21 protein-coding genes, 1 pseudogene and 1 riboswitch are annotated in these 25,324 nt (G+C 71.8%); of the genes and pseudogenes, 13 read left to right on the top strand and 9 right to left on the bottom strand.

The window, feature by feature from the left end:
* Window positions 1-41: 41 nt before the first annotated feature.
* Both I2501_RS17710 and I2501_RS17705 read right to left on the bottom strand, forming a co-directional pair.
* Entirely contained in the window at window positions 42-518 is a 477-nt protein-coding gene (locus I2501_RS17710; RefSeq protein WP_196195005.1) for a MarR family winged helix-turn-helix transcriptional regulator, read from the bottom strand.
* Window positions 515-1,249, bottom strand: a complete 735-nt coding sequence (locus I2501_RS17705; RefSeq protein WP_196195004.1) for an SDR family oxidoreductase — start codon at window positions 1,247-1,249, stop codon at window positions 515-517. The genes I2501_RS17710 and I2501_RS17705 overlap by 4 nt, the downstream gene beginning before the upstream one ends.
* 138 nt (window positions 1,250-1,387) lie before the next feature.
* Here I2501_RS17705 and I2501_RS39425 point away from each other — a divergent pair.
* The 4 genes and pseudogenes from I2501_RS39425 to I2501_RS17690 all read left to right on the top strand — a co-directional run.
* Window positions 1,388-2,245, top strand: a pseudogene (locus I2501_RS39425) (SDR family NAD(P)-dependent oxidoreductase); the annotation flags it as partial.
* Between the two features lie 21 nt (window positions 2,246-2,266).
* On the top strand, window positions 2,267-2,719 hold the full coding sequence (locus I2501_RS39420) for a nitroreductase family deazaflavin-dependent oxidoreductase (RefSeq protein WP_328806434.1): 453 nt from the start codon (window positions 2,267-2,269) through the stop codon (window positions 2,717-2,719).
* A 26-nt stretch (window positions 2,720-2,745) separates the two neighbouring features.
* Window positions 2,746-3,195: a MarR family winged helix-turn-helix transcriptional regulator gene (locus I2501_RS17695; protein WP_196195002.1), complete on the top strand. Its 450-nt coding sequence runs from the start codon at window positions 2,746-2,748 to the stop codon at window positions 3,193-3,195.
* Window positions 3,196-3,277: 82 nt separating this feature from the next.
* Window positions 3,278-4,045, top strand: a complete 768-nt coding sequence (locus I2501_RS17690) for a phosphotransferase family protein (RefSeq protein WP_196195001.1) — start codon at window positions 3,278-3,280, stop codon at window positions 4,043-4,045.
* Between the two features lie 17 nt (window positions 4,046-4,062).
* Here the strand turns inward: I2501_RS17690 and I2501_RS17685 are convergent, their stop codons facing one another.
* The 3 genes from I2501_RS17685 to I2501_RS17675 all read right to left on the bottom strand — a co-directional run bounded on the left by I2501_RS17685 (window position 4,063) and on the right by I2501_RS17675 (window position 6,997).
* On the bottom strand, window positions 4,063-4,857 hold the full coding sequence (locus tag I2501_RS17685) for an ABC transporter ATP-binding protein (RefSeq protein ID WP_196195000.1): 795 nt from the start codon (window positions 4,855-4,857) through the stop codon (window positions 4,063-4,065).
* On the bottom strand, window positions 4,854-5,885 hold the full coding sequence (locus I2501_RS17680; RefSeq protein WP_196194999.1) for a FecCD family ABC transporter permease: 1,032 nt from the start codon (window positions 5,883-5,885) through the stop codon (window positions 4,854-4,856). Before I2501_RS17680 ends, I2501_RS17685 begins: the two co-directional genes overlap by 4 nt.
* Window positions 5,886-5,974: 89 nt before the next feature.
* Window positions 5,975-6,997: an ABC transporter substrate-binding protein gene (locus tag I2501_RS17675; RefSeq protein ID WP_196194998.1), complete on the bottom strand. Its 1,023-nt coding sequence runs from the start codon at window positions 6,995-6,997 to the stop codon at window positions 5,975-5,977.
* A 99-nt stretch (window positions 6,998-7,096) separates the two neighbouring features.
* A riboswitch (cobalamin riboswitch) is annotated at window positions 7,097-7,247 on the bottom strand.
* A gap of 140 nt (window positions 7,248-7,387) precedes the next feature.
* Between I2501_RS17675 and I2501_RS17670 the strand changes: the two genes are divergently transcribed.
* Entirely contained in the window at window positions 7,388-9,025 is a 1,638-nt protein-coding gene (locus I2501_RS17670; protein ID WP_236046535.1) for an MFS transporter, read from the top strand.
* Here the strand turns inward: I2501_RS17670 and I2501_RS17665 are convergent.
* From I2501_RS17665 to icmF, 3 genes are all read right to left on the bottom strand, one after another.
* On the bottom strand, window positions 8,981-10,813 hold the full coding sequence (locus I2501_RS17665) for a glycoside hydrolase family 15 protein (protein WP_196194996.1): 1,833 nt from the start codon (window positions 10,811-10,813) through the stop codon (window positions 8,981-8,983). The two genes, I2501_RS17670 and I2501_RS17665, sit on opposite strands and share 45 nt — an antisense overlap.
* A gap of 211 nt (window positions 10,814-11,024) precedes the next feature.
* Window positions 11,025-11,180 carry a hypothetical protein gene (locus I2501_RS17660; protein WP_196194995.1) on the bottom strand — a complete coding sequence of 52 codons (156 nt, stop codon included), beginning with the start codon at window positions 11,178-11,180 and terminating at the stop codon, window positions 11,025-11,027.
* Between the two features lie 176 nt (window positions 11,181-11,356).
* Window positions 11,357-14,587 carry a fused isobutyryl-CoA mutase/GTPase IcmF gene (icmF, locus tag I2501_RS17655; RefSeq protein WP_196194994.1) on the bottom strand — a complete coding sequence of 1,077 codons (3,231 nt, stop codon included), beginning with the start codon at window positions 14,585-14,587 and terminating at the stop codon, window positions 11,357-11,359.
* A 205-nt stretch (window positions 14,588-14,792) separates the two neighbouring features.
* Between icmF and I2501_RS17650 the strand changes: the two genes are divergently transcribed.
* From I2501_RS17650 to I2501_RS17620, 7 genes are all read left to right on the top strand, one after another.
* Window positions 14,793-14,969, top strand: coding sequence for a hypothetical protein (locus I2501_RS17650; protein WP_196194993.1), 177 nt, complete (start codon window positions 14,793-14,795; stop codon window positions 14,967-14,969).
* 103 nt (window positions 14,970-15,072) lie between these two features.
* A complete protein-coding gene (locus I2501_RS17645) occupies window positions 15,073-16,248 on the top strand; it encodes a baeRF3 domain-containing protein (protein ID WP_215909703.1) in 1,176 nt (391 codons plus the stop codon).
* Between the two features lie 45 nt (window positions 16,249-16,293).
* Window positions 16,294-18,915 (top strand): ATP-dependent helicase HrpB, encoded by a 2,622-nt coding sequence (gene hrpB, locus I2501_RS17640; protein WP_196194992.1) that lies wholly within the window; start codon window positions 16,294-16,296, stop codon window positions 18,913-18,915.
* 185 nt (window positions 18,916-19,100) lie between these two features.
* A complete protein-coding gene (locus tag I2501_RS17635) occupies window positions 19,101-19,316 on the top strand; it encodes a hypothetical protein (RefSeq protein WP_196194991.1) in 216 nt (71 codons plus the stop codon).
* A complete protein-coding gene (locus I2501_RS17630; RefSeq protein ID WP_196194990.1) occupies window positions 19,300-19,812 on the top strand; it encodes a DUF6879 family protein in 513 nt (170 codons plus the stop codon). The genes I2501_RS17635 and I2501_RS17630 overlap by 17 nt, the downstream gene beginning before the upstream one ends.
* Complete coding sequence (locus tag I2501_RS17625; RefSeq protein WP_196194989.1) at window positions 19,809-20,639, top strand: helix-turn-helix domain-containing protein; 831 nt, start codon at window positions 19,809-19,811, stop codon at window positions 20,637-20,639. Before I2501_RS17630 ends, I2501_RS17625 begins: the two co-directional genes overlap by 4 nt.
* A 99-nt stretch (window positions 20,640-20,738) precedes the next feature.
* The gene (locus I2501_RS17620; RefSeq protein ID WP_236046533.1) at window positions 20,739-20,966 is read left to right on the top strand and encodes a hypothetical protein; all 228 of its coding nucleotides are present in this window, start codon (window positions 20,739-20,741) and stop codon (window positions 20,964-20,966) included.
* Between the two features lie 181 nt (window positions 20,967-21,147).
* Here the strand turns inward: I2501_RS17620 and I2501_RS17615 are convergent, their stop codons facing one another.
* The gene (locus I2501_RS17615) at window positions 21,148-24,192 is read right to left on the bottom strand and encodes an AAA family ATPase (protein WP_196194988.1); all 3,045 of its coding nucleotides are present in this window, start codon (window positions 24,190-24,192) and stop codon (window positions 21,148-21,150) included.
* A 279-nt stretch (window positions 24,193-24,471) separates the two neighbouring features.
* Between I2501_RS17615 and I2501_RS17610 the strand changes: the two genes are divergently transcribed.
* A complete protein-coding gene (locus I2501_RS17610; RefSeq protein WP_196194987.1) occupies window positions 24,472-25,131 on the top strand; it encodes a helix-turn-helix transcriptional regulator in 660 nt (219 codons plus the stop codon).
* The last annotated feature ends 193 nt before the right edge of the window (window positions 25,132-25,324 follow it).

Here is a 25,324-nt window from a genome sequence, read left to right as displayed (position 1 = left end):
CGTCCGCGTGCGCGACCCCGGCCTCACCGCCATGGCCTGGTTCATTGACCCGGCGATCCGTCTGCGCCGTCGTCCGCGTCGAGGAGCCGGGCGACCAGCTCGGCGAGCCGCCCGAGGTCCTCCTGCGGGAGGGTCCGCATCGCTGCGGGCGGGCGCAGCAGGATGGCGTCGGCGGTTGCAATGGCGTCGTGTCCGGCGGCGGTGAGCGTGACCAGTTTGCGGCGTCGGTCGTCGGGGTGCGGTCGGCGCTCCACCAGGCCGTGGGCCTCCAGCTTGTCGACGACGAGGGTGGCGTAGGGGGCGTCGAGGCCGTTGGCCTGCGCGAGTTGACGCAGCGTCAGCGGCCCTTCGCGCAGCTGGAAGAGGAACTTGCCCCGGCCCCCGCCGAGGCGGAACCCGAGCGCATCGGCCAGTTCGCCCCGGCGGCTGTGCGCCTCGACGAACCGCTGCATCAGAGCCCAGGCCTGCTGCGCGGGGTCGGCGGGTGGTCCCGCTTCGCCTGCTCTCGGTGGGTTCACCACGGCACCGTCCGGCCGAGGTAGTCGACGTAGTGCAGACCCGGCCGCCCGTGCAGCCCGTCGAGCGTCCGGACGACGCCCGGGATGCTCTCGTCGATGCCCAGCCGCGCGCCCGGACCGCCCATGTCGGTACGCACCCAGCCCGGAGCCATCAGCACCAGGGGGCGGGCCTCGCCGTGGTGGCGTGCCGCGTAGCTGCGCATGAAGGTGTTGAGGGCGGCCTTGCTGCCCCGGTAGACCTCGTGTCCGCCGTGCTCGTTGTTGGCCACACTGCCCTGGCCCGAGGACATCACCGCGATCGTCCCCTCGGGGGTGACCCGGTCCTGGAGGGCCTCGACGACGCGCAGCGGGCTCAGCGCGTTGGTGACCATGACCCGGACGAACTCCTCGTTCGACGTCTCGGCGACCGTGCCCTCGGGCTGGTTGGTGACACCGGCGTTGACGAAGAGCAGGTCGAACGTCCGGTCCGCGAGGCGTGCCTGAAGCGCCGCGATCTGCGCGGGCTCGGTGACGTCGACGGTCTCGATCTCGACCTGTCCGGGGTGGGCCTCGGCGAGCTCGTGCAGACCCGTCCGGCCCGACCCGCGCACGGTGCCCACGACCTGTCGGCCGCCCCGCGCCCACTCGCGGGCCAGCGCGAGGCCGAGCCCGCGCGACGCGCCGATCAGCAGCACCCGCCTGCCTGGGGCCGGGGCCGGCGTGGCGGGACCCTCCGAATTAGTTGTAGTCATAGCAATGATTGTGCGTCGTATAACTAATTCGGTCAAGGGTGGACCTGTCGTGCCGCGTCGCGTAGGGTCATATTGAAGGTGACTTCAATGATGCAGGCGGCTTCAATTGGGTGATGTCCGGGATGGCGAAGGGATGGCATGGTGCAGAGGCAGACATGGTTCATCACGGGTTCCTCGCGCGGCCTCGGCCGTGCGCTGGTCAGGGCCGCCCTGGAGGCGGGTGACCGCGTGGTCGGGACGGCGCGCCGTCCGGAGCAGCTGGCGGAGTTCGCCGAGTCCCATGGCGAGCGACTGCTCGCCCTGGCCCTGGATGTGACGGACACGCGCGCGGTGCATGCCGCGGTGGCGGATGCGGTCGGGCACTTCGGCAGGATCGACGTCGTCGTCAACAACGCCGGCTACCTGAACGTCGCCCCCATCGAGACCGGCGACGACGAGGACTTCCGCGCCCAGTTCGAGACCAACTTCTGGGGCGTCTACAACGTGTCGAAGGCGGTGATCCCGCAGCTGCGCGCCCAGGGCGGCGGTGTCGTCGTGCAGTTCTCCTCGGCGCGCGGGCGCGTCGGCGGAGTCCCGGGCGTGGCCAGTTACCAGGCGGCCAAGTTCGCCGTCGACGGGTTCAGTCGGGCGCTCGCCGCGGAGACCGCGCCCTTCGGCGTCAAAGTGCTGACGGTCGAGCCGAGTTACTTCGCGACCGACGCGACAGGATCGTCGATGACGGTCCATCGCATCCCGTCGGAGTACGAACCCACCATCGGCGCGATGCTGGAGCGCGGGGGCGGCACGCCGCCGGTCGGCGACCCCGTGCGGGCGGCGGAGATCGTCGTACGGGTCGTCAAACGTGAGCACCTGCCCACGCACCTGCTCCTCGGTGTCAACGCCGTGGAGATGTCGCTCGACTACTCGCGGCGGCAGATCGAGGAGGCGACGACATGGGAGCAGGTCAGCCGGTCCGCCGGTGTCTCCGAGCCGTACCCGGTCGCACTTCCATCCGACAGCGCGGACAGCGCGGACAGCGTGGACGACCCGGGCGACGCCGACGGCGACGAAGCAGTCGAACTCAGCCCCAGGGACCACGTGCGGGCACAGACGCAGCAGATCCTGGCGTCCGGCACCACGGAGGGCATGGAGATGCTCGGGTCACCGGTGGTGCTGCTGACGCTGCGCGGGGCCAAGTCCGGAAAGCTGCGCTACACCGTGGTGATGCGGGTGGAGCACGAGGGCAGGTACGCGGTGATCGCCTCGCGGCAGGGCGCTCAGGACCACCCGACCTGGTACTACAACATCAAGGCGCACCCCGAGATCCGGCTCCAGGACGGAACGGTCACCGGGTCCTTCGTCGCGCGTGAGGCCGAAGGCGCGGAGCGGGCTGAGTGGTGGCAGCGGGCGGAGCGGGCCTTCCCGTCCTACCGGGAGTACCGGGGGCGGACCGACAGGCACATCCCGCTGTTCGTGCTCGACCCGAAGTGACCGGACGGCTCAGGTACCATCGCGCCGTGCCCAGCAACAGCGACCGTGACCAGGAACGTTCTGCGGAGGTCGAGTTCGGCCTCACGCTCCGGCGCGCACAACATGTGCTCGCCCAGCGGCTCGACGAGGCGTTGCGACCGTCCGGCCTCAACCTGGGCCTGTGGGCGGTGCTGCGGGAGACCGCGGGGCAGCCGGGGGCCTCGGCCTCCGAGCTGGCCAGGGCCACGTTCCACACCCCGCAGACGCTCAGCGGGTTGCTGCAGCGACTCGACGACCGAGGGCTCGTCGAGCGCAGTTCGGGGCGCGGCAGGATCGTGGACAACCATGTGACCGACGAGGGCCACCGTGCCCTCGCGGCCGTCACGCCCCGCGCCGAGGCGGTCATCGCGGACGCCCTCGCGGCGTTCGACCCGCAGGACCGCGCGGTGTTCCATCGCCTGCTGACCGAATTCGCCGACGCCCTGACGCGTCAGTAGCCGCTGGTCCGGGTCCGTGCCGCACCGCTCGCCCGCGACAAATCGGGCGACGGCGCCGGGCGTCCCGGCCACAATGGGCGGCATGGCGGACGTCGAGGACGGGCACGAGGACGAGGTCGAGGTCGTGGTCGCCCACAACGAGCGCGCGACCCTGCGCGTCGGCGACGTGTTTCTCAAGGTCGACGCGGATCAGCGTCGTACCGACGTCGAGGTGGAGGCGATGGCCGTCGCGCCGGTCCCGACGCCGCGGGTCCTGTGGCGGAAGCCGCCCGTGCTCGCGCTCGCCGCCCTGCCGGGCACGGCGCTCGCGCGCCTCGGTGAGCCGTCGACCGCGTCGCCGGCGGCGTGGGCCGCGGCGGGCGCCGCCGTCCGGAGGCTGCACGACGCACCGCTGCCGCCATGGCCCGGCCGGAGCGTCGACGAGCTCGCGTCGGCGCTCGACGCCGAATGTGCCTGGCTCGTAGCGAACGACGTCCTTCCCACCGACCTGGTGACGCGCAACCGCCGGATCGCCGAGGCCGCGCTGCGGCCGTGGACGCCGGTGTTCACGCACGGCGACCTGCAGTGCGCCCACGTGTTCGTCGCCGGGGACGAGGTCACCGGCGTGATCGACTGGTCCGAGGCGGGCCGGGGTGACGCCCTGTTCGACCTCGCCATCCTGACGCTCGGTCACGAGGAGCACCTCGACGACGTCGTCGCCGGGTACGGCAGCGACGTCGACCTCGATCTCGACGTGATCCGCGCGTGGTGGTCGCTGCGCAGCCTGCTGGCGGTCCGCTGGCTGGCCGAGCACGGCTTCGACCCCTCCTCGCCGGGCTGCGAGGTCGACGTGCTCAGATCCCGGATGTGAACCGTTCAGGCGGCGGCTCAGTTCCGGGCGCCGCGCAGCGGGGTGACCACCGGGCGGCCGTCGGGGTCGGTCGTGACCGAGACGCGCGCGGCGTAGACGCGGGCGATCGCGTCCTGGGTGACGACCTCGGCGGGCGCTCCGGCCGACTCGACGCGGCCCTGGTGGAGCAGGACCAGCCGGTCCGCGTACTGGGCCGCGGTGGTCAGGTCGTGCAGGGTGGTGACCACGGTCAGGTCCTGGGTGCGGCGCAGGTCGTCGACGAGGTCGAGAACGTGCTGCTGGTGGCCGAGGTCGAGCGCGGAGGTCGGCTCGTCGAGCAGCAGCAGCCGGGGTTCCTGGGCCAGGGCACGGGCCAGCGCCGCGCGTTGGCGCTCGCCGCCGGAGAGCTGGGCGAGGCGGCGGTCGGCGTAGTCGCCGAGGTCGAGTGCCGTGAGCGTGCGCCGCACGGCCTCGCGGTCGCGCTCGCCGGGACCGGCCAGGTAGCCGAGGTGGGGCGTGCGGCCCAGCAGCACGTACTCCTGGACCGTCATGTCCGGTGGCAGCAGCGGGTTCTGCGCCACATAGCCGATCAGCCGGGCCCGCTCGCGGGCGCGCAGGTGTCCGACGGGGGAGCCGTCGATCCGGACGTCGCCGCGATGGGGGAGCAGCCCGGCGACGGCGCGCAGCAGGGTCGACTTGCCCGCGCCGTTGGGGCCGATCAGCGCCAGCCAGCCGCCCTGGGCGACGGCGCAGGAGACGTCGCGGACGATCGGGGTCCGGTCCAGGTCGACGGCGACGCCGCTCACCTCCAGCCCGAGGGCGCGGTCGGTCATGTGCGCACCGACCGGGTGGAGCGCAGGATCCAGACGAACGCGGGCGAGCCGATCAGCGCGGTGACGACGCCGATGGGCAGCTCGGCCGGGGAGACGACGGTGCGGGCCACGGTGTCGGCGAGGACCAGGAAACCGGCGCCGAAGAGCATCGACAGCGGCAGGACCAGCCGGTAGGAGGTGCCCGCCAGTCTGCGCACCGCGTGCGGGACGACGATCCCGACGAAGCCGATCAGCCCGCTGACCGCGACGGCGCTCGCGGCGGCCAGCGCGCACGCGGCCACCACGACCAGCCGGATCCGGCCCGGCCGGAGGCCCAGCGAGCGGGCCTCCTCGTCGCCGACGGACAGCACGTCGAGATGGCGGCCGTGCAGCAGCACGGCGGCGGTGGAGACCGCCAGGTACGGCAGGATCTGCGTCACCTGGCTCCAGGTGGCGGCGGACAGCGAGCCGAGCAGCCACGAGTAGACCTGCTGGATGTCCTGGCTGGACCGCTGCAGCACGTACGTCTGCACGGCCGTCAGGAACATCGAGACCGCGAGCCCGGCGAGCAGCAGCGTCGAGGTCCCCGGTCTGCCGGTGACGCCCGCCAGATAGGCGAGGGCGACGCCCGCCAGCGAGCCGACGAATGCCGCCACCGGCACGGTGGCCGCGTCCGCGCCGCCCAGCGCGACGATGGCGACCGTCGCCCCGAGGCCCGCCCCGGCCGACGCGCCCAGCAGGGACGAGTCGACCAGGGGATTGCGGAAGACGCCCTGGTAGCCCGCGCCCGCGAGCGCGAGCGCACCGCCGACCAGGGCCCCCAGCACCACGCGCGGCAGCCGGATCTGGAACAGCACCGCCCGGTCCAACGCGCTGAGCTGCTGCGGCAGATGGACCAGCGGCAGCCGGTCGAGCAGCGCGGCGACCGTCGCCAGCGGGTTGAGGTCCGCCGCACCGGCCATGGCACCCACGAGCACCGCGGCGGCCAGGAAGACCACCGCGATGCCGTAGGCGCGCAGGGTGCGCGGGCGCTGTCCGTCCCGTGTCACTGCCCGCCCCTTCGCGCGGCCTGATGCCCCGTCGCCTGATGCTGCGTCACCTGATGTCCCGTCACCTGATGTTCACTATCCGCCGTGCGTCACTTGGCGGGGGCCTTCTCGACGGCCTGCGCGATCTGGGCGACCAGCTGCGGCAGACGCGGACCCCAGCGGGAGGCGATGTCGTCGTTCAGCCCGACGATCTGGTCCTTCTTGACGGCCGGGATGCCGGACCAGCCGGGCCGGGACGCGACGATCGCCGGGGTCTGCCCGCCGTCGGTGGACTGGTTGTTGGTGAGGAAGATCAGCTGCGGCTGGGCCGAGACGATGTACTCGGCGGACAGCTGCGGGTAGCCGCCGTCCGAGGCCTTGTCCGCCTTGTCGGCGATGTTCTTCAGGCCGAACAGCGAGGCGATCTGCCCGGCGAAGGTGGCCGAGGTCGCCGAGTAGTACGGGTTGGCGCTGACCTCCCAGTAGTAGCTGAGGTTCGGGTGGTGGGCACCGGCCGCCTTGACCGAGGCGGCGATGGACGCCTTCATGGTGGTGACGGTCTGCGTCGCCTGGGCGGCGTGGCCGGTGGCCTGGCCGATCGCGTCGATCTGCGTGTAGACGTCGTTGATCGTCGCCGCCGCGGGCTCGATCAGGACCGGGACGCCCAGCTTGGTCAGCCCGGCGACCAGACCGCCGGCGTCCTGGGAGGTGATGACCAGGTCCGGGTTGTACTTGGCGATGGCCTCGATGTTCGGGGTCAGCCCGCTGAGGCTCGTAGTCGGCACACCCGACGGGTAGTTCGAGTCGGAGTCCGCCGCGACGACCTGCTTGCCCGCACCCACCGCGTACAGGTCCTCGGTCGCGGTCGGCGACAGCGAGACGATGTGGTGCGGCTGGGACGCGAGCGTCACCTTGCCGTTGGCGCCGCTCACCGTGACCGGGTACGCCGCGGCGGCCGTCGACGCGCCCGCCGAGGACGAGGACGAGGAGTCGGCGGAGCTGGAGGAGCCGGATCCCGTGGAGCTGCAACCGGCGACGACGGCCACGGCCGCGAGCGCGGCGGTCGCCGTCGAGACGGCGCGGACGATCCGGGTGTGTCGGGCGGGCCGGGGCCGGACGGACGAGTGAGCCATGGTGGTGCTTCCTCCCGAGGGACGGGAAGAAGCCAATCCGTCGACGAGCGGCGCAGGACGCGCGCCGACAGAAACGGACCGCCCCTTCCCACGAGGGCCGATGTCGTAGCGCGGCAGGAGGCGACCTGGCTCAAGCCGCACGGAAGACGGCCCTCACAGTTGCGGGACAGCGCCGGAATGACCCGCTTCGCGGGCTTCACCGGCTTCGCTGCCTGGCACGCTGCCGGAAACCTGCATGGCTGCGCAGATTTTTTGGCTCAGGCAGGTTAGCACTGCGTGGAATTCCCCGGCCGGGCACCCCCGTGGCGGAGCGGCGTACCAGCCGCATCGGCGGGAGAATCGACCGGTGCGGAGCCGGTGCGGGACCGGCCGGAGAGGGAGCCCATGGGGATGCAGGGCACGCAGGGGTACGGGCAGTCGTCGTGGGCGCCGATGGCGGTGCCCGCGTTCCGCCTGCTGTGGCTGGCCCAGATGGTGTCGAACATCGGCACCTGGATGCAGACCGTGGGAGCCCAGTGGATGCTGGTGCACCAGCCCAACGCGGCGCTGCTCACCTCGGCGGTGCAGGCGGCCAGCCTGCTGCCGGTGCTGTTCGTCTCGCTGCCCGCGGGCGTGCTCGCGGACCTGCTGGACCGCCGGCACATCCTGCTGGCGCTGTCGGTGGCCATGGCGGTGCTCGCCGGGGTGCTCGCCGGGCTGACGGGGGCGGGGCTCGCCACCCCCACGGTCCTGTTGCTGATCACGTTCCTGATGGGCTGCGGCCAGGCGTTGACGAACCCCGCCTGGCAGGCGATCCAGCCGGAGCTGGTCCCGCGCGACCTGATCCCGCAGGCCGCGTCGCTCAACAGCCTCAACGTCAACGTCGCGCGGGCCGTCGGCCCGGCGCTGGCGGGCCTGCTGGTCGCGGTCTCCGGCCCGGCCACGGTGTTCACGGTGAACGCCGTCAGCTTCGTCGTCGTCGCGCTGGCGGTCTACGCCTGGCACCGTCCCCCGCAGAGCCTGCGCGGCAGTGAGGCGCCGGTCCCCGCACTGCACGCCGGAGTTCGCTATGTGCGGCACGCGCCGGGCGTGCGGCGGATCCTGGTGCGTTCCGCGCTGTTCGTGCTGCCCGCCTCGGCGCTGTGGGCGCTGCTGCCGGTGACGGCGGGCCGGAGCCTGCACCTGGGATCGGGAGGGTACGGGCTGCTGCTCGGGGCCCTGGGCGTCGGAGCGATCGTCGGCGCCCTGACGATCAAACGGCTCCGGGCGGCCCTGTCGGAGAACGTCCTGCTGGCGCTGGGCGGCGTCGTGTTCGCCGGTGGCACCGTCGCCACCGCCACCCTGCACAGCCTGACCGCCCTGGCCCTCGTGCTCCTGCCCACCGGTGCGGCCTGGCTGGTCAACCTGTCGACCTTCAACACCGAACTGCAACTGAGGCTGCCCGCATGGGTCAGGGCCCGCGGGCTCGCCGTCTATCTCATCGTCTTCATGGGCGGCCAGGGCATCGGCTCGCTGGTCTGGGGCGCTGTGGCCGGGGCCGCCGGGCTGACCCAGGCGCTGCTCGCCGCCGCCGGGCTGCTGGTGGCGACCACCGTGACGCTGCTGTGGTGGCCGGTCATCCACCCCACCGCCCCGCTCGACCGCTCGGTCGTGTCCACCTGGCCCGAGCCGGCCCTGGTGCTCGACGCCGTCCCCGACGACACGCCGGTGCTGGTCCTGATCGACTACACCGTCGCCCCCGGGGACGTCGACGCCTTCGTCGCCGCGATGCGCCCGGTGGAGCAGTCCCGCAGGCGTACCGGCGCCGTGAGTTGGGAGCTGTACCGCGACAGCGCGGTGCCCGAGCACTTCACCGAGGCCTTCCAGGTCGCCTCCTGGTCCGAGCACCTGTTGCAGCACTCCAGCCGCACCACCGGATACGACGAGGGTCTCCTTCAGGACGTGCGCTCCCTCGCGCAGGGCGCGCCGACGGTCCGTCACCTGCTGCCCTCCGCGAGCCGGTCCTCAGCCGAGGGCGCGGTCGAGGTTGAAGGCGGCGCTGATCAGTGAGAGGTGGGTGAACGCCTGGGGGAAGTTGCCGCGTTGCTCCCCGGTGCGGCCGATCTCCTCGGCGTAGAGGCCGACGTGGTTGGCGTAGGTGAGCATCTTCTCGAAGGCCAGCCGGGCCTCCTCCAGCCGCCCGGCGCGGGTGAGCGCCTCCACGTACCAGAACGAGCAGATCGAGAAGGTGCCCTCGGCACCGCGCACGCCGTCGGGGCTGGCCTCCGGGTCGTAGCGGTAGACCAGCGAGTCGGAGACCAGAGTCGCCGTCAGCGCGTCCAGGGTGGAGAGCCACTTGGGGTCGGTGGGCGAGATGAACTTGGCCATCGGCATCATCAGCACGGAGGCGTCCAGGACGTCGCCGCCCAGCGCCTGGACGAACGTCCCACGCTCGGCGGACCAGCCCTGGCGCATGATCTGCCGGTAGATGTCGTCCCGGCTCCGCTGCCAGCGGACGAGATCGGCGGGCAGGCCGCGCCGGTTGGCCATCCTGACGGCCCGTTCGATCGCCACCCAGCACATCAGCCGCGAGTAGACGTAGTTCCTCCGGCCGCCCCGGGTCTCCCAGATGCCCTCGTCGGGCTGGTCCCAGTGGGCGCAGAGCCAGTCCACCACGGCGCAGACCTCGTCCCAGCGGTCGCTGCTGATGGGCTGTCCCCACTTGTCGTAGAGGTAGACCGAGTCGATCAGCGCTCCGTAGATGTCCAGTTGGAGCTGGGTGGTGGCGGCGTTGCCGATCCGGACCGGGGCGGAGCCCAGATGGCCCTCCAGGTGCGGCAGTTCGATCTCGGGCAGGTCGCAGCGCCCGTCGATGCCGTACATGATCTGCAGCGGACCGGTGGGGCCGGCTCCGCGCATGATGCCGCGCTCGGACAGGAAGCCCATGAACGCCTCGGCCTCCGAGGTGAAGCCCAGCCGGAGCATGGCGTAGACGCAGAAGGCGGCGTCGCGGACCCACACGTAGCGGTAGTCCCAGTTGCGTTCACCGCCGACCTGCTCCGGCAGGCTGGTCGTCGGGGCGGCCACGATCGCGCCGGTCGGCGCGTAGGTGAGCAGCTTCAGCACCAGCGCCGACCGGTGCACCATCTCGCGCCACCGGCCGCGGTAGCGCGAGCGGCCAAGCCAGGTGCGCCAGAACCGTACCGTGGCCTCGAACTGCTGCTGCGCCTCGGCGAGCGGACAGGCCTGCGGGCGGACGCCCGCGCCGACCTGGTCGAGGGCGAAGACCACGGACTCGCCTTCGAGGAGCTTGAAGTGCGACACCACGTCCGGGCCGTCGGGTTCGAGGGGCGCGGTGGAGGTCAGGGCGAGGGAGAGCGACGGGGCCTCGAAGACGGCCTCACGGCCCTGGACGCGCAGCGTGTGCTTCTCGGCCCCGTAGCCGAAGCGCGGGGCGATCCGCGCGACGAACGGCAGGTTGCCGCGCACGCAGACCACCCGCCGGATCAGCCGGTGCCGGTCGGCCTCGCGGGACTCGTCGACGACCGGCATGAAGTCCTGGATCTCCGCCACCCCGTCCGCCGCGTAGAACCGCGTGATCAGCACGTTGGTGTCGGGGAAGTAGAACTGCCGGGTCCGCGCGGGCACGTCGGCGGTCAGCGCGAACGACCCACCCCGGTCGGCGTCGAGGATGGACCCGAAGACGCTGGGCGCGTCGAAGCGCGGGGGGCAGTACCAGTCGATCGTGCCGTCGGTCCCGACCAGGGCGGCGGTCCGGAGATCGCCGATCAGACCGTGCTCGGAGATCGGCATGTACCGCGGGTCGTCCACCCAGCCGGACACGCTCCCGATGGCCATGCCCGCCTCCTACCGTTCGGCTGTGGGCAGGTGCGGCCGCGAAGGACCGTGCCTCTCATGGTAGATCGGGCAGCGGTGGTGCGTCGGAACGCGGGAACGTGGTGCGTCGGAACGCGGGAAGGTGCTGCGTCGGAACGCGAGAACGTGGTGCCTCGGAACGCGGGAATGGGCCGTCACCGTGGTGCGGTGCGGCCCATTCCCGGACGGACGGTCATGCCTGCAGGCTGGTCAGCGCCTGCCGCGCACGCCGGGCGGCGCGCTCGGCGCGGTTGTTGAGCCGCGCGGCACGGGTGAGGCGGTAGGCCTTGGCCGTGCGCAGACGCTCGTCGATGGTCGCCCGTGTAGCGGCTTCGAGCTGGAAGGTCATGGTGTTCTCCCCCTTGCGGAGGGGCGATCCGCCGGCATCCGGGTGATGCCAGCCCGACGGCCCCGTATGGCTACGATTGTAGCACCAATACGGGAACCATGCCTTTGTTTTAAATGCCTGTCAGCCGCATCTCCCTGTCGATCGAAGACTCTCCGCTCGCCGGACCCGCCGTCCCGTCAGACGTTGCGGCGGTACTGGCCGCCGACCTCGAAGAACGCCTCGGTGATCTGCTGCAGCGAGCAGACGCGGGCGGCGTCCATGAGGACGGCGAAGACGTTGTCGCCGTTCACCGCCGCGTCCCGCAGGGCGGCCAGGGCGGCGTGGGCGTCGTCGTGGTGGCCGGCCTGGAAGTCGCGCACGCGCTGGAGCTGCGAGCGCTTCTCGTCCTCGGTGGCGCGGGCCAGCTCGATCGGGCCGGGCGTGGCCGTGTCGGCGTGCGGGTTGCGGAAGGTGTTGACGCCGATGATGGGCAGGGTGCCGTCGTGCTTGCGCTGCTCGTACAGCATCGACTCGTCCTGGATCCGGCCGCGCTGGTAGCCCGTCTCCATCGCACCGAGGACGCCGCCGCGCTCGCTGATGCGCTCGAACTCCTCCAGCACCGCCTCCTCGACCAGGTCGGTGAGTTCGTCGATGACGAACGAGCCCTGGAGCGGGTTCTCGTTCATCGCCAGGCCCCACTCCCGGTTGATGATCAGCTGGATGGCCAGCGCGCGGCGCACCGACTCCTCGGTCGGGGTGGTGACCGCCTCGTCGTAGGCGTTGGTGTGCAGGCTGTTGCAGTTGTCGTAGATGGCGATCAGCGCCTGCAGCGTGGTGCGGATGTCGTTGAAGTCCATCTCCTGCGCGTGCAGCGACCGCCCGGAGGTCTGCACGTGGTACTTCAGCTTCTGGGAGCGCTCGTTGGCGCCGTACTTCTTCTTCATCGTGACGGCCCAGACGCGGCGGGCGACCCGGCCGAGCACCGAGTACTCGGGGTCCATGCCGTTGGAGAAGAAGAACGACAGGTTGGGGGCGAAGTCGTCGATGTGCATGCCGCGCGCCAGGTACGCCTCGACGTAGGTGAAGCCGTTGGCGAGGGTGAAGGCGAGCTGGCTGATCGGGTTCGCGCCCGCCTCGGCGATGTGGTAGCCGGAGATGGAGACCGAGTAGAAGTTCCGCACCTTCTGCGCGATGAACCACTCCTGGATGTCGGCCATCATCCGCAGCGAGAACTCGGTGGAGAACAGGCAGGTGTTCTGCCCCTGGTCCTCCTTGAGGATGTCCGCCTGCACCGTGCCGCGGACGTTGGCCAGCGCGTGGGCGCGCAGCTGGTCCGCCTCGGCGGGGGAGGGGTCGCGGCCCTCGTCGGCGCGGAACCGGTCGAGCTGCTGGTCGATGGCGGTGTTCAGGAAGAACGCCAGCACGGTCGGCGCCGGGCCGTTGATCGTCATCGAGACCGAGGTCGTCGGCGCGATCAGGTCGAGGCCGTCGTAGAGGACCTTCATGTCGTCGAGGGTGGCCACCGAGACGCCGGAGGTGCCGACCTTGCCGTAGACGTCGGGGCGCTCGTCGGGGTCGCGGCCGTAGAGGGTCACCGAGTCGAACGCGGTGGAGAGCCGGGTGGCGGGCTGGCCCTCGGAGAGCAGCTTGAAGCGCCGGTTGGTGCGCTGCGGGTCGCCCTCGCCCGCGAACATGCGCGCCGGGTCCTCGCCGTCGCGCTTGAACGGGAACACCCCTGCGGTGAACGGGAAGTAGCCCGGCAGGTTCTCCCGGCGCCAGAACCGCACCAGCTCCTGGTGGTCGGTGAACCGGGGCAGCGCCACGCGGGGGATCCGGTTGCCCGACAGGGACTCGCGGGTCAGCGCGGTGCGGATCTCCTTGTCGCGGACCTTCACGACCTGCTCGTCGCCGGAGTAGGACGCCACCACCGCGGGCCAGCCCGCGATCTGCTCGCCGATCTCGTACGGGAGCTGCCGGCAGGCCTCGGTGAGCAGCTCGGTCACGCTCGCGGCGTCGAGCCCGGCCTCGACCAGCTCGGCCTTGACGGCGTCCAGGTACTGCACCCGCTTTGCCGCCGTGGCGAGTTGCTCGGTCTCGGCATGGTAGCCGCGGACCGTCTCGACGATCTCGGCCAGGTAGCGCACCCGGTCGGCCGGCACGACCTGCCGGATGCCGGAGGAGTGGCGCACGTCGACCGACGGCAGCGCGCCCTCGGAGAGGTGCAGGCCCTTCTCGGCCAGCAGCGCCTTCAGGTGCTGGTGGAGCGCGGTGACGCCGTCGTCGTTGAACGTCGCGGCCGAGGTGCCGAACACCGGCATGTCGTCCGGCTTCTTGTCGAACGCCTGACGGTTGCGCACCAGTTGGCGGCTCACGTCGCGCAGCGCGTCCTTGGCGCCGCGGCGCTCGAACTTGTTGATGGTGACCACGTCGGCGAAGTCGAGCATGTCGATCTTCTCCAGCTGCGACGCGGCGCCGAACTCCGGCGTCATCACGTACAGCGAGGTGTCGACGAACGGCACGATGGCCGCGTCGCCCTGGCCGATGCCCGGCGTCTCCACGATCACCAGGTCGAACCCGGCGGCCTTGACCACGTCGATCACGTCGGCGAGGTGCTCGGGCACCTCGTGGCTGCCGCGGGTGGCCAGGCTGCGGAAGAACACCCGGTTGCCGTCGAGGGAGTTCATCCGGATCCGGTCGCCCAGCAGCGCTCCGCCGCCGCGTCGGCGGGTCGGGTCGACCGCGATCACCGCGATGCGCAGCTTGTCCTGCTGGTCGACGCGGAACCGGCGCACCAGCTCGTCGGTGAGCGAGGACTTGCCGGAGCCGCCGGTGCCGGTGATCCCGAGGACCGGCACCGGGCGCGCGGCCGCGGCGGCGCGGACCTGCTCCAGGAACTCCGGTGACAGCCTGCCCAATTCGGCGCCGGTGATGGCGCGCGCGACGGCGGACCGGTCACCGGTCAGCACGGCGCCGAGCTCGGCGCTGCGGTTCGCCCAGAGGTCGAAGTCGCAGTCCGCGACCACCGAGTTGATCATCCCGACCAGGCCCATCCGCTGGCCGTCCTCGGGCGAGAAGATGGTCACGCCGCTGGCGCGCAGCCGCGCGATCTCCTCGGGGACGATCACGCCGCCCCCGCCGCCGACCACCCGGATGTGCTCCCCGCCGCGCTCGCGCAGCGACTGGACCAGGTACTCGAAGTACTCGACGTGCCCGCCCTGGTAGGACGAGACCGCCACCCCCTGGACGTCCTCCTCGATCGCCGCGTTCACGACCTCCTGCACGGACCGGTTGTGCCCGAGGTGGATCACCTCGGCGCCCTGCGACTGGAAGATCCGCCGCATGACGTTGATCGACGCGTCGTGCCCGTCGAACAGCGCCGAAGCGGTGACCAGGCGGACAGGGTTCTCGGGTACGTGCAGATCACTCATGGTGGCCTTCCGGGACAGGTCGAAGCAGCGCCGACGATACAGATACTAGGACGTCCTAGTAAATGGTGCGGCGTGCGGGTGCCGACCTTCGTGCCCGTTGCCTGACTCCGCCGAGCGTCCTGCCCGGTCGCAGCGGCGGGGAGGGCGTCGTAGCGTAAAGGGATCGGTTCGGCATGATTCGGCATCCCTGGAGGGGAGGAGAGTCATGAGCAAGAGCATGGCGGTGAAGGGGCACCACGGCCTCGGCGCACGCGGGCAGGGAAAGCTGCTGTATTTCCACACGCAGTTGGCCCACGCGATCCGCCAGTCCAAGGAACAGCTCGACCGGAAGCGGCAGCGACCGCACGAGTTCCGCCAGCCCGACGGCCACTGGGCTCCCTGACCCACCGGGCCTCTGACTCACCAGGCCTCTGACCCACCGGGCCCTGCGGAGGCCCTCATTGGCTGGGCCCTGAGCGGGCCCCTTGACGAGCGATGTGGTGCACATGCCCGAGGTGACTCCCGAAGCACTGGCCGCATTGCGCAGCCCGCGGCCCTACCCGGCGATCACACTGGTCCTGCCCAGCGACCCGAAGGCCCCCTCCGACGACCACACCCGGATCCTGCTGCGGGACGTGCTCACCGAGGCGAAGCGCAGGCTCGCCGACGACCCCGACGTGGACCGTGACGACCGGCTGGAGCTGACCCGGCACAAGCTGGACCCCGACGTGATCGAGGTCGCGCGGGACTCCGACCGGTCGGGCGACGCCATGGTGGCCTACGTCGCCGCGGGCGAACCCGTCCAGGTGTGGCACTTCACCTCACCGTGGGCGGTGGTGCCGCGCGTGGAGTTCGGCACCACGTTCCTCACCCGGTATCTGGTGGCGGCGGAGCAGGGCGCGCGTCCGTACCTGGTGCTGGTCCTCGACCAGAAGCTGAGCCGGCTGTTCCGAGGGGCGTGGCGGGAGCTGACGGAGGTCACCGAGCACGGCTTCCCCGACAGCCCGCAGATCCCCTCGCCCGAGGACGCGATCCCCGGCCCGATCCCGCACTCCGCGCCGTACGAGGATCACGAGGCCTATCTGAAGCAGTACCTTCGGGCCGTCAACTCCCGCCTGGGGGACGCCGTGAAGGAGGCGGGCAGGCCGCCGCTCTTCCTGGTCGGCAGCCCCAAGATGCTGACGATGTTCCGGCAGGAGACGGACCTGGCGGACCTCATCGCCGGGACTCTCCCGCTGACCGGCATGGAGACCGTTCCGGCGCGGGAGCTGGTGAAGCGGCTGACGCCCGTCCTCGACGAGTTCGACGCCCAGCAGGTCGCCGGAGCGCTCGCCGCCATGGACACGGCACGCTCGCAGGGCAAGTTCGCGGGCGGCCCGGTGGAGGTGTGGACAGCCGTCGCGGACAAGCGGGTCCGGCTGCTCGTCGTGGAGGAAGGCCAGGTGATCGCCGGGCGCATCTCCGACGACCGCCGCGAGCTGGAGCTCGAACCGGTCCAGGAACCGGTCACCCTGCCGAATCCGAAGCGGGACATCGGACCGGCCCCGCACTCCCTGGGCGTGGCCACGGACATCGTCGAGCAGCTGGTTGAGAACACGATTCGCGCGGACGGAGAGGTTCTGTTCGTGCCCGACGGCACGCTCGCCGAGACGGACGGGGTCGCGGCGGTCCTGCGCTTCTGACGGACGCAGTGCTCGGCCGTGGCCTGGATCGGGGAGACTGCGGGGGTGAACCTCGCCGCCCTTGACCTCCCCGTACGCAGTGCCGTGCCCGCGCTCCGACGCGCCCTGGAGTCGCGCGGGGCGGCGGTGCTGGAGGCGCCGCCCGGGACGGGGAAGACGACGCTGGTGCCGCTGGCGCTGGCCGGACTGCTGGACGGGACGCCGTCGCGGCGGGTGCTGGTCGCCGAGCCGCGGCGGCTTGCGGTACGGGCCGCCGCCCGCCGGATGGCGTGGATGCTGGGCGAGCCGGTGGGGGAGCGGGTCGGTTTCACGGTGCGCGGCGAGCGGCGGGTGGGCCCGGACACCGTGGTCGAGGTCGTCACCACCGGCGTCCTGCTGCAACGCCTGCAGCGCGACCAGGAACTCGCCGGGGTGGACCTCGTCATGCTGGACGAGTGCCATGAGCGGCACCTCGACGCGGACACCGCGCTGGCCTTCCTGCTGGACGTGCGGGCCGCGCTCCGTCCCGAACTGCAGCTGGTGTGCGCGTCGGCGACCTCCGACACCGCCGCGTGGTCCCGGCTTCTCGGCGGCGGCGGAGGCGACGCGGATGGCGGCGCGGATGGCGGGGCGGATGGGGGCGCGGACGGGCCCGCGCCCGTCGTCGAGGCGCACGGGATCCAGCATCCCGTGGAGGTGATCTGGTCGCCGCCGCCCCGCCCGGTCCGGCCGCCGCAGGGGTTGCGCACCGACCCGGCCCTGCTGGAGCACGTCGCGGCGACCGTGCTGCGGGCGCTGCGCGAGCGCGAAGGCGACGTGCTGTGCTTCCTCCCCGGCGTGAGCGAGATCGGCAGGGTGGCCGGTCTGCTGGGCGGCCTGCGCGACACTGCCGATGTGCTGCAACTGCACGGACGGGCCGACCGCTCCGTGCAGGACGCCGCCCTCGCGCCCGGCTCCCGCCGCAGGGTCGTGCTCTCGACGTCGGTCGCCGAGTCCTCGCTGACCGTGCCCGGGGTGCGCACCGTCGTCGACTGCGGGTTGACCCGTGAGCCGCGTACCGACCACGCCCGTGGGTTGGCCGGGCTGGTGACCGTGCGGTCCTCGCTGGCGACCGGACGCCAGCGCGCCGGACGAGCGGGCCGGGAGGCGCCCGGCGCCGTCTACCGCTGCTGGGCGGAAGCCGAGGACGCGCTGGCGAGGGCGCTGCCCACGCCCGAGATCATGCAGGCGGACCTCACCTCCTTCGCCCTCCAGGCCAGTTGCTGGGGAGCGCCCGGCGCTCGCGGACTCGCCCTGCCCGACGCGCCGCCCGCCGGTGCGATGGCCGCCGCGCACACCACGCTGACCGCGCTGGGCGCGGTCGACGCCGAGGGCCGCGCCACGGGACGGGGTGTCCGGATCGCGCGCACCGGCCTGCACCCCCGGCTCGGCCGGGCGCTGCTCGACGGCGCGCCGCTCGTCGGCGAGCGCCCGGCGGCCGAGCTGGTCGCGCTGCTCTCCGAGGAGCCGCCGCGTGCGCTGGGCGACGACCTCGCCGCCGTCCGCCGCGCGGTTCGCAAGGGCAACGACCCCTACGCGGCGCGCTGGCGCGACGAGGTGCGACGGCTGCGTCGGCACCCGGACGCGGACGAAGCACCAGCTGGTGTGGGCGACGCCGAGGCGGCCGGGCTGATCGCCGGGCTGGCCTTCCCCGAACGCATCGCCAGGAGGCGCAGCCCGGGGTCACGGCCGGGGGCACTGCAGAAGCCCGAACCCGGCGCCGCATCCGCCTACTTGATGGCCTCGGGCACCGCCGCCGCGACGGGCGCCGGGTCGGCGCTGTCCGGCGCGGAGTGGATCGCGGTCGCCGTCGCCGACCGCCCGGCCGGGTCGCCCTCGGCGCGGGTCCAGCTGGCCGCCGCGACGGACGAGGCCACCGCCCGTATGTGCGCGGCACCGCTGCTGACGGATCGTGAGGAGGTCCGCTGGGCGGTCCCGCCGGGGTCGAGGCGGGGCGAGGTCGCCGCCCGCCGCGTCGAGGCGCTCGGCGCGGTCGAACTCGCCACCGAGCCGTTGGCCGCTCCGGACCGGGCGCTGCTGCGGGCGGCCCTGCTGGAGGGTCTCGCCGTCGAGGGCGTCGAGGAGCTGCTGACCTGGTCGGCCGAGGCGACGAGCCTGCGACAGCGGATGGCTTTCCTGCACCGCGTGCTGGGCGACCCCTGGCCCGCCGTCGACGGCGGCTCCCTGCGTGAGCGTGCCGAGGACTGGCTGGAGCCCGAACTCTCCCGCGCCCGCCGCCGCGCCGACCTGGAACGCGTCCCCACGGCGACCGCCCTGGCCCGGCTGCTGCCGTGGGCCTCCGGCGAGGCCGGCCGCCTCGACGAGCTGGCTCCCGAGCGGATCACCGTCCCCACCGGGTCCAGGATCCGCGTCGACTACTCCGCCGACCAGCCCGTCCTCGCGGTCAAGCTCCAGGAGCTGTTCGGCTGGCAGACCGCTCCCCGCCTCGCCGGCGGGCGCGTCCCGCTGACGATCCATCTGCTCTCCCCGGCGGGCCGCCCGGCCGCCGTCACCGCGGACCTCGCCTCCTTCTGGCGCGACGGCTACCGCGCCGTCCGCGCCGACCTCCGCGGCCGCTACCCCCGCCACCCCTGGCCCGAAGACCCCACCACCGCCGAGCCCACGCGCCGCGCGAACCCGCGCCGGTAGGGGTCGGATGCGGCCGTTGGCTGCCTTGACTGTCATCGAGTCGGGTGACCAGCGGAGCTCTCCCGTTTCTTGGTCAACTATTCCATGACGGGAATAACTCCGTTGCGGCATAGACGATGTATTGAGAGTCCGCCTACCTTCGTGCCCAGGGCGCGCTGGGTGCCCAGCGGGAAGGGACCTCCACCATGGCGGAGAAGATCGGACTCACCCGGCTCACCGGAAGCGGGGAGGGGTCTGGCGAGTGTGGGCAGGGGGACTGCCCGAACGTCTACCGAACGGACCGTGGCACGTTCGTCGTCCAGGGCGAACACTTCGCCGGCTTCCAGCCCCCGGAGGGGGAGGGGCTTGTGGAGATTCCCGAAGCGGTCCTGAAGGAGGCTTTTCGTGCTCTTGGCTGGTGAGGAATGGGCGGCCAAGTTCCGCGATTTCAAGCGGGAGGCTTGGCGGTTGGAGACGCTCCCTCAGTACATCGTGCCCCAGGAAGCCGACGAACTGGCTCAGTTTCGCGCTGGGGCGAGGTTCCTCGAGGTCCGAGAGGATGATTGGACCGCTCAGATCCGGCGTCACAAGGCCGAGGGGCGCGCAATGGGAAGAGTTCATGTCCTGCGTCGTCCACTGAGTGACTATCTGCGCTTTGAATTCGCCAGATACTACCGTCACAGCGCCCAGGCCGGCGAGGACATCCGGATTCTCGACGTGACCGACCGAGAAAACCCCCTGGAGGGTTTCCAGGACTTCTGGATGTTCGATCGCTCAACGGTCGTGCTGATGAACTACCAAGCTGACGGAACCCAGATCAACCGGGTGCTTCACGAAGGCGATGTCGAGCCGTTCGCCGAGGCACAGCGCATCGCTGTTGCTGAGTCCGTCCCCTTCGGGGAGTATGTGACCGCGTGACGCTCGACCCGGACCAGCTGGGGCAGAGCAAGGCAGACCTGGCAGAGACATTGAGAACGCTCAGGCGGCGGGCCGGACTCTCAGGGGTTCGGCTCGCTCAGCGTTGCAATATGTCACAATCCAAAATCTCCAAGATTGAAACCGGGAAGACCGTTCCTACGCTGGTCGACGTGGAGCGCATCCTACGGGCACTTGACGCCCCAGCAGGGCTGATAGCCGAGGTCGGCGCTCTGACCCGCATTGCCAACACTGAGTGGCAGGACTTCCGGTCCATGCGTCGCAAGGGGCTTGAGAAGAAGCAGAGCGAACTTGCCGACCTGGAGCGGATGTCAGCCGAATTCCGGTTCTTCCTGCCGACCATAATTACCTCCTTGCTCTCCACGCCCGAGTATATTCGAGCGACCCTGGCCAACGTTCCGGGGGATCACTCACAGGCGATTTCCCGAAAGCTTGACCGCCAGTCCGTCCTCTACGACGCGTCCAAGCGATTCACGTTTCTGCTCACGGAACAGGCGGTCAGATGGCCGCTGCTCCCCAGGCCGGCCATGGCGATGCAAATCGACCGCCTCGTGTCTGTCAGTCGCTTGCCGAGCGTACGACTGGGCGTGCTTCCTCTTGCCGGTCATGTTCCACTGACACCGTTGAACGTCTTCACGGTCTACGACCGCAGCCTGGCCACAGTGGAGACCTCGACGGGAGTGATGGTGCTCAAGGACGCCCGAGATGTTGAGAGTTACCTTGCGGAGTTCTCGTCGTACGAGGCTCACGCACTATGGGGGGACGCGGCGCGTATTCGTCTTGAGGAATGGGCGCAGCTCTTCCGTTGATCTTTAGTCCACAAGGAGAATGGGACTGGATCCGCTCCGCCGGCCGGTCGAACATCGTCATCAAGAAGACGATACGAACTGGCCGCAGGGAGCACCACTGTGACTATCACTCAGCGGGATATCAGAACGGATCCGTACCGGCTCGCCATTGTGGCGGCGGAGCGGCTTCGGAACGCGCTCACCGCGCACGGCATCACCATTCCGTCGCTGCGCGGCTCACACCCCGTCAGGGAGACCCCCTTCGTGGAGTTGGGTGGCTGCACGGCGGAGGTGGCCGAGGCGCTGGCGGCCGTTCTGGAGAAGATCCAGCGGGAGACGACGGCATGAACACCCCGGTTGCGGGCTGCTTTTGGTGCGCTTCGTTCCAGCGCGAGCAGCGCCGCGCGGCAGATCTGGACATGCCTCGGACTGCTGTCCACCACGCGGAGATGCTGGCAGACCACATCGAGCAGGACCACCGGGGCCGGGGAGGGGTCCGGCCGGTTCCACCCGTCGCCGCAGGCGGACGTCACTGCGCCTCGCCGTGGATCTCCTGCGGAGTTGGGGCCTCGCGGCGGAGTTGGTAGGGGATTTGGGGGCCTGCGGTCGGTCTCGGGTCGGGGTCCGGGCCGGAGGGGCGGACGGCGCGGAGGGAGAGGCGGGAGGGTGGGGTGGAGTCGAGGGCGGAGGGGAGTTCGTTGCGGCCGCGGATGGCCAGTTTGCGGTAGGTGCTGGTGAGATGGGTCTCCACGGTGCGCCGGGCGAGGTGGAGCAGTGCGGAGATCTCGGCGTTGGTGCGGCCGTCGGCCGCGAGGCGGGCTATGCGGAGTTCGCTCTCGGTGAGCGCGTCCACGCCGCTGTGGTGGGTGACGCGGAGGCGGGGGCTGCCGGTGCGGAGCGCCTGTTCCGCCTGGTCCAGGAGCCGTGCGGAGCCCAGGCGTTCGGCCACGGCAGTGGCCTCGCGGAGCAGGGCGCGGGCCTGGAGCCGCTGGCCCGCGGCGGTGAGCCGGCGGCCCTGGGCGATCAGCGCCGCCGCCAGTTCGGCGTCCGCGTCGCCGCCGCGCAGCGTCTCGACCGCGCGGGCGGTCAGCTCCAGGCCGCGGCGGCCGTTGCTGACCGCGCCCAGCACGCGCAGCGCGCGGCCGAGGACGCGCGGGGTGCCCCAGACCGACGCCAGCCGGAACTCCTCCTCGGCCAGCGGCAGCGCGGACTGCGGCGAGCCTAGCGCCAGCAGGCACTCGGCCGCCGCCGAGCGCCACGGCGTCACCACCGGGCTGACCACCTCGCGCGAGGTCTGCCGCCGTCCGCACTCCAGGAAGTCGTCCACCGCCTCCTGGAACTCGCCCGACGCCGCGCGCACGACACCCCGGGCGTACAGGAAGCGGTTGAACTCCCAGGTGTCGTCCGGGACGTGACTGATCTGGACGTCGACGCTCGCGGTCAGGCGGGCGGCCTCGTCCAGCCGGCCGGTCTCGACGAGCGCGATCACGACATGGGCCAGCAGGTTGCCCGGCCGGACCGCCCGCCCCGACGTGCCGCCCTCCCGGCGTTCGAACTCGGCCAGCAGCCGGGCGTGGTCGCCGCGCGCGGCCATGACGTCCCAGCGGGTGTTGAGCAGCGCCTGGTGCATCGGGTGCAGCGGGGGCAGCCGATGGGTGGACAGGCCCTGCCGGACCAGCCGGTCGGCGTCGTCGAGCGCGTCGGCCCACTGTGCGACCGCTGCGGCGGTGCCCAGCAGATACGGCATCAGCAGCGGGTCCTCGTCGGCGGAGAGCAGGGCGCGGAGGCGCCGCATCGCCTCGTCGGCGGAGAGCAGACCGGCGGTCGTCTCGTGGCGGACCAGCAGCGCCTGTTCGGCCGGGCCGAACAGTGCCGGGTCACGGTCGGCGGACTCGTGCAGCTCGTCGTAGACCTCGCGGCGGACCTCGCGGTCGTGGTCCGACAGCAGCGCCGAGGCGAGCCGGACGGTGCGGGCCAGAGCTGGTTGGTCGGTCAACGAGCCGCCCGCGTCCAGGTCCTGGAGCAGGGCGACGGCGGCCTGGGCCTCGCCGCGCCGGGCCATCGCGAGGCCCAGCGCGACCGTGGCCTGGACCCGCTCCCGGGGTTCCTCGCGCAGCCGCAGCGCCTCGGCGAGCCGGGGGATGCCCGTGCCGCGCAACGAGGCGAGCTCCAGCGAAGCCAGTTCGGTCAGCACCTCCGCCCGGCGCACGCGGGGGACCGGCTCCTCCAGCGCGCGGCGCAGCAGCGTCACCGCGTCGGTGGTGCGACCGGCGCGGGCGGCGGTGGCCGCCGCGTCGCGCAGGACGTCGACGGCCCAGACCGCGCCGACGGCGTGGGTGCGCAGCAGGTGGGCGGCGACCGCCTCGGTGGGGTCGCCCCGGCGCTGCCGGTAGGCGGCGGCGTCGCGGTGGGCGGCTTGCCGGTCGGCTCGCTGCCAGCCGTCGAGCACGGCGTCGCGCAGCAGCGGATGGGCGAACCGGACCCGGCCACGGGTCTCCCGCAGCAGGCCCAGCCGCAGCATCGCGGTCATCCAGCCCGCCACCCGGGAGGGGTCGGTTCCGGTGACCCCGGCGACCAGATCGACGTCGTCCGACATGCCCTCCGGAAGCGGGAGTTGCGGAGCGGCGGCGTCCGTTGCCGGGCCGACGACGTCGGCCAGCCTGCGGGCGACGGCGGCGGTCTCCGGGCCCGCGCTCTCCAGCCACCAGGTGACGGCCGCCGCGAAGGCCCCCGGATAGAGGTCGGCGCAGGTCTGCGGGAAGGCAGGCCAATCCTGCGCGAAGTCCGGCGAGTCTTGCGTGAAGTCCGGCGAGTCCTGCGGGAGTCCAGCAGCAATCGCCCGGTCCGCCGGAGGCGTCGTGAACGCGACGTCGAGGTCGTCCAACAGCGCGCGCAGCAGCAGCGGGTTGCCCGCGCTCGCGTGCAGGCAGCCGTCCACCCAGGCGTCGGTGGCGCGTCCGCCGAGACGGCCGTGGACCATCGCCTCCGCGGCGGCGCGGCTGAGCGGGCCGAGGACATGGCCGCGGACCAGCGTCGGCGAGAGGGTGTGGGCAAGCCCCGGCACCGGCGCGGCGATGTCGTACTGGCCGCGCTCGGTGACCACGATCAGCACCGGCAGGGTGTCCAACTGCCGGGCGGCCTCGGTCAGGAAGCGTCGCGACGCGGGGTCTGCGAGGTGGACGTCGTCGATCGCCAGCAGCAGCGGCATCCCCGCGGCCGCGCTCCGGACCAGTTGCCAGAGTTGATCGGCAACTGCCGTGCCATTGACTGGATTTAATGTTGTGTCAGCTCTCTGTTCCCCGACCAGGAGGTGACGCAGAGCGCCGTACTCGGTGCCGGAGCGCTCGGTGGAGCACCGGGCGCGCAGCACGCGCATCCCCTGCGCCGTGCCGTCCGCCGCGACCGCCTCCAACAGTGCGCTGCGTCCCGTCCCGGTGGCGCCGCGCAGCAGCACCAGCCGGCCGGAGCCGGACCGGGCGCGCCGCGCCTCCGCGGCCACCAGGCGCAGGGCGTCCTCCCGTTCGCACAGCGGCCCGTCGCCGAGCTGCCTGCCGGTCGAGCCGGTCGAGGTCATCGGAGCCTCCTGGAGGGCCGGGGGAACGTCGTGATGGGTGTGGTGCCTCTCATGGGGCCGGTCGCGGTGCTGTTCGTGGGGTCTGTCGTGGTCGGTGCCGTGGTCCGTGCAGTGGTGCGTGCCGTGGTGCGCCCTGATGTGGTTCGACTTGTCATGTTCGTGGTTCATCTCGTGGTCGCCCACGATTGCGCAGGTGGTGCCGTTCACCGGACACTTGCAGTCATCTGGGGCAACTTCGTCATTTCGGTCAGCAGGCCCGGATCGTGGGGATGGTGGGTCATGGTGGTGCGAATGGGTTCCGGATCGACGGACGTCGTGGGCACGATCCCGGTTGCGGTGTACGCGGACGACCCGGTCTCGCTCGCGGGCGTCCGCAGCCAGCTGCGCCAACAGCCGGGCGTCGACATGGTCGAGACGGTCGCCGGCCGGGCGGGCGCGGTGGCCGTGCTGGTCGCCGAGGCCCCGGACGAACCGACGCTCTCCTCGCTGCGGCGGCTGACGCGCACCGACGGCACCCGTGCCGTCCTGGTCGCCACCGCCGTCCGCGAGGCCGAGCTGCTCCAGGTGATCGAGTGCGGCGTCGGCGCCATAGTGTGGCGGCGGGAGGCCACCGGGCCCCGGCTCCACCAGGCGGTGCTGGCCGCGTCCCGGGGCGAGGGGGATCTTCCGGCTGACCTGCTGGGTCGGCTGATCACGCAGGTGGGCACCATGCAGCGCGGCACCTCCGGATCCTCCGACGCACCCGTGCACGGTCTGGCGCCGCGCGAGGTGGACGTCGTCCGGTTGGTCGCCGAGGGGTTGGACACCGCGGAAATCGCCAGCAAGCTCTCGTACTCCGAACGAACCGTCAAGAACGTCATGCACGGCCTCACGACCAGGCTCCAACTCCGCAACCGGGCTCACGCCGTGGCCTATGCCCTGAGGGAAGGCTACATCTGACGGTTGGGGCACACACAGATGCCCCTGGGGGCAACACACAATGCCTTCACAACGTCCCTGGAACGCCTACCGGGGCACGCCCCCCGCGCGGCAGGATGGCCGCCGGGTGCGCCTGCCTCACGGCGGGGCGGCCGACGGGCGGGACCGGGGCGTGCGACCGGTGCGCCAGACCACCAGGCGACGAACGGCAAGT

The sequence above is a fragment of the Streptacidiphilus fuscans genome, assembly GCF_015690355.1.
Lineage (GTDB): Bacteria > Actinomycetota > Actinomycetes > Streptomycetales > Streptomycetaceae > Streptacidiphilus > Streptacidiphilus fuscans.
This window is presented reverse-complemented; position numbering and strand designations above follow the sequence as displayed.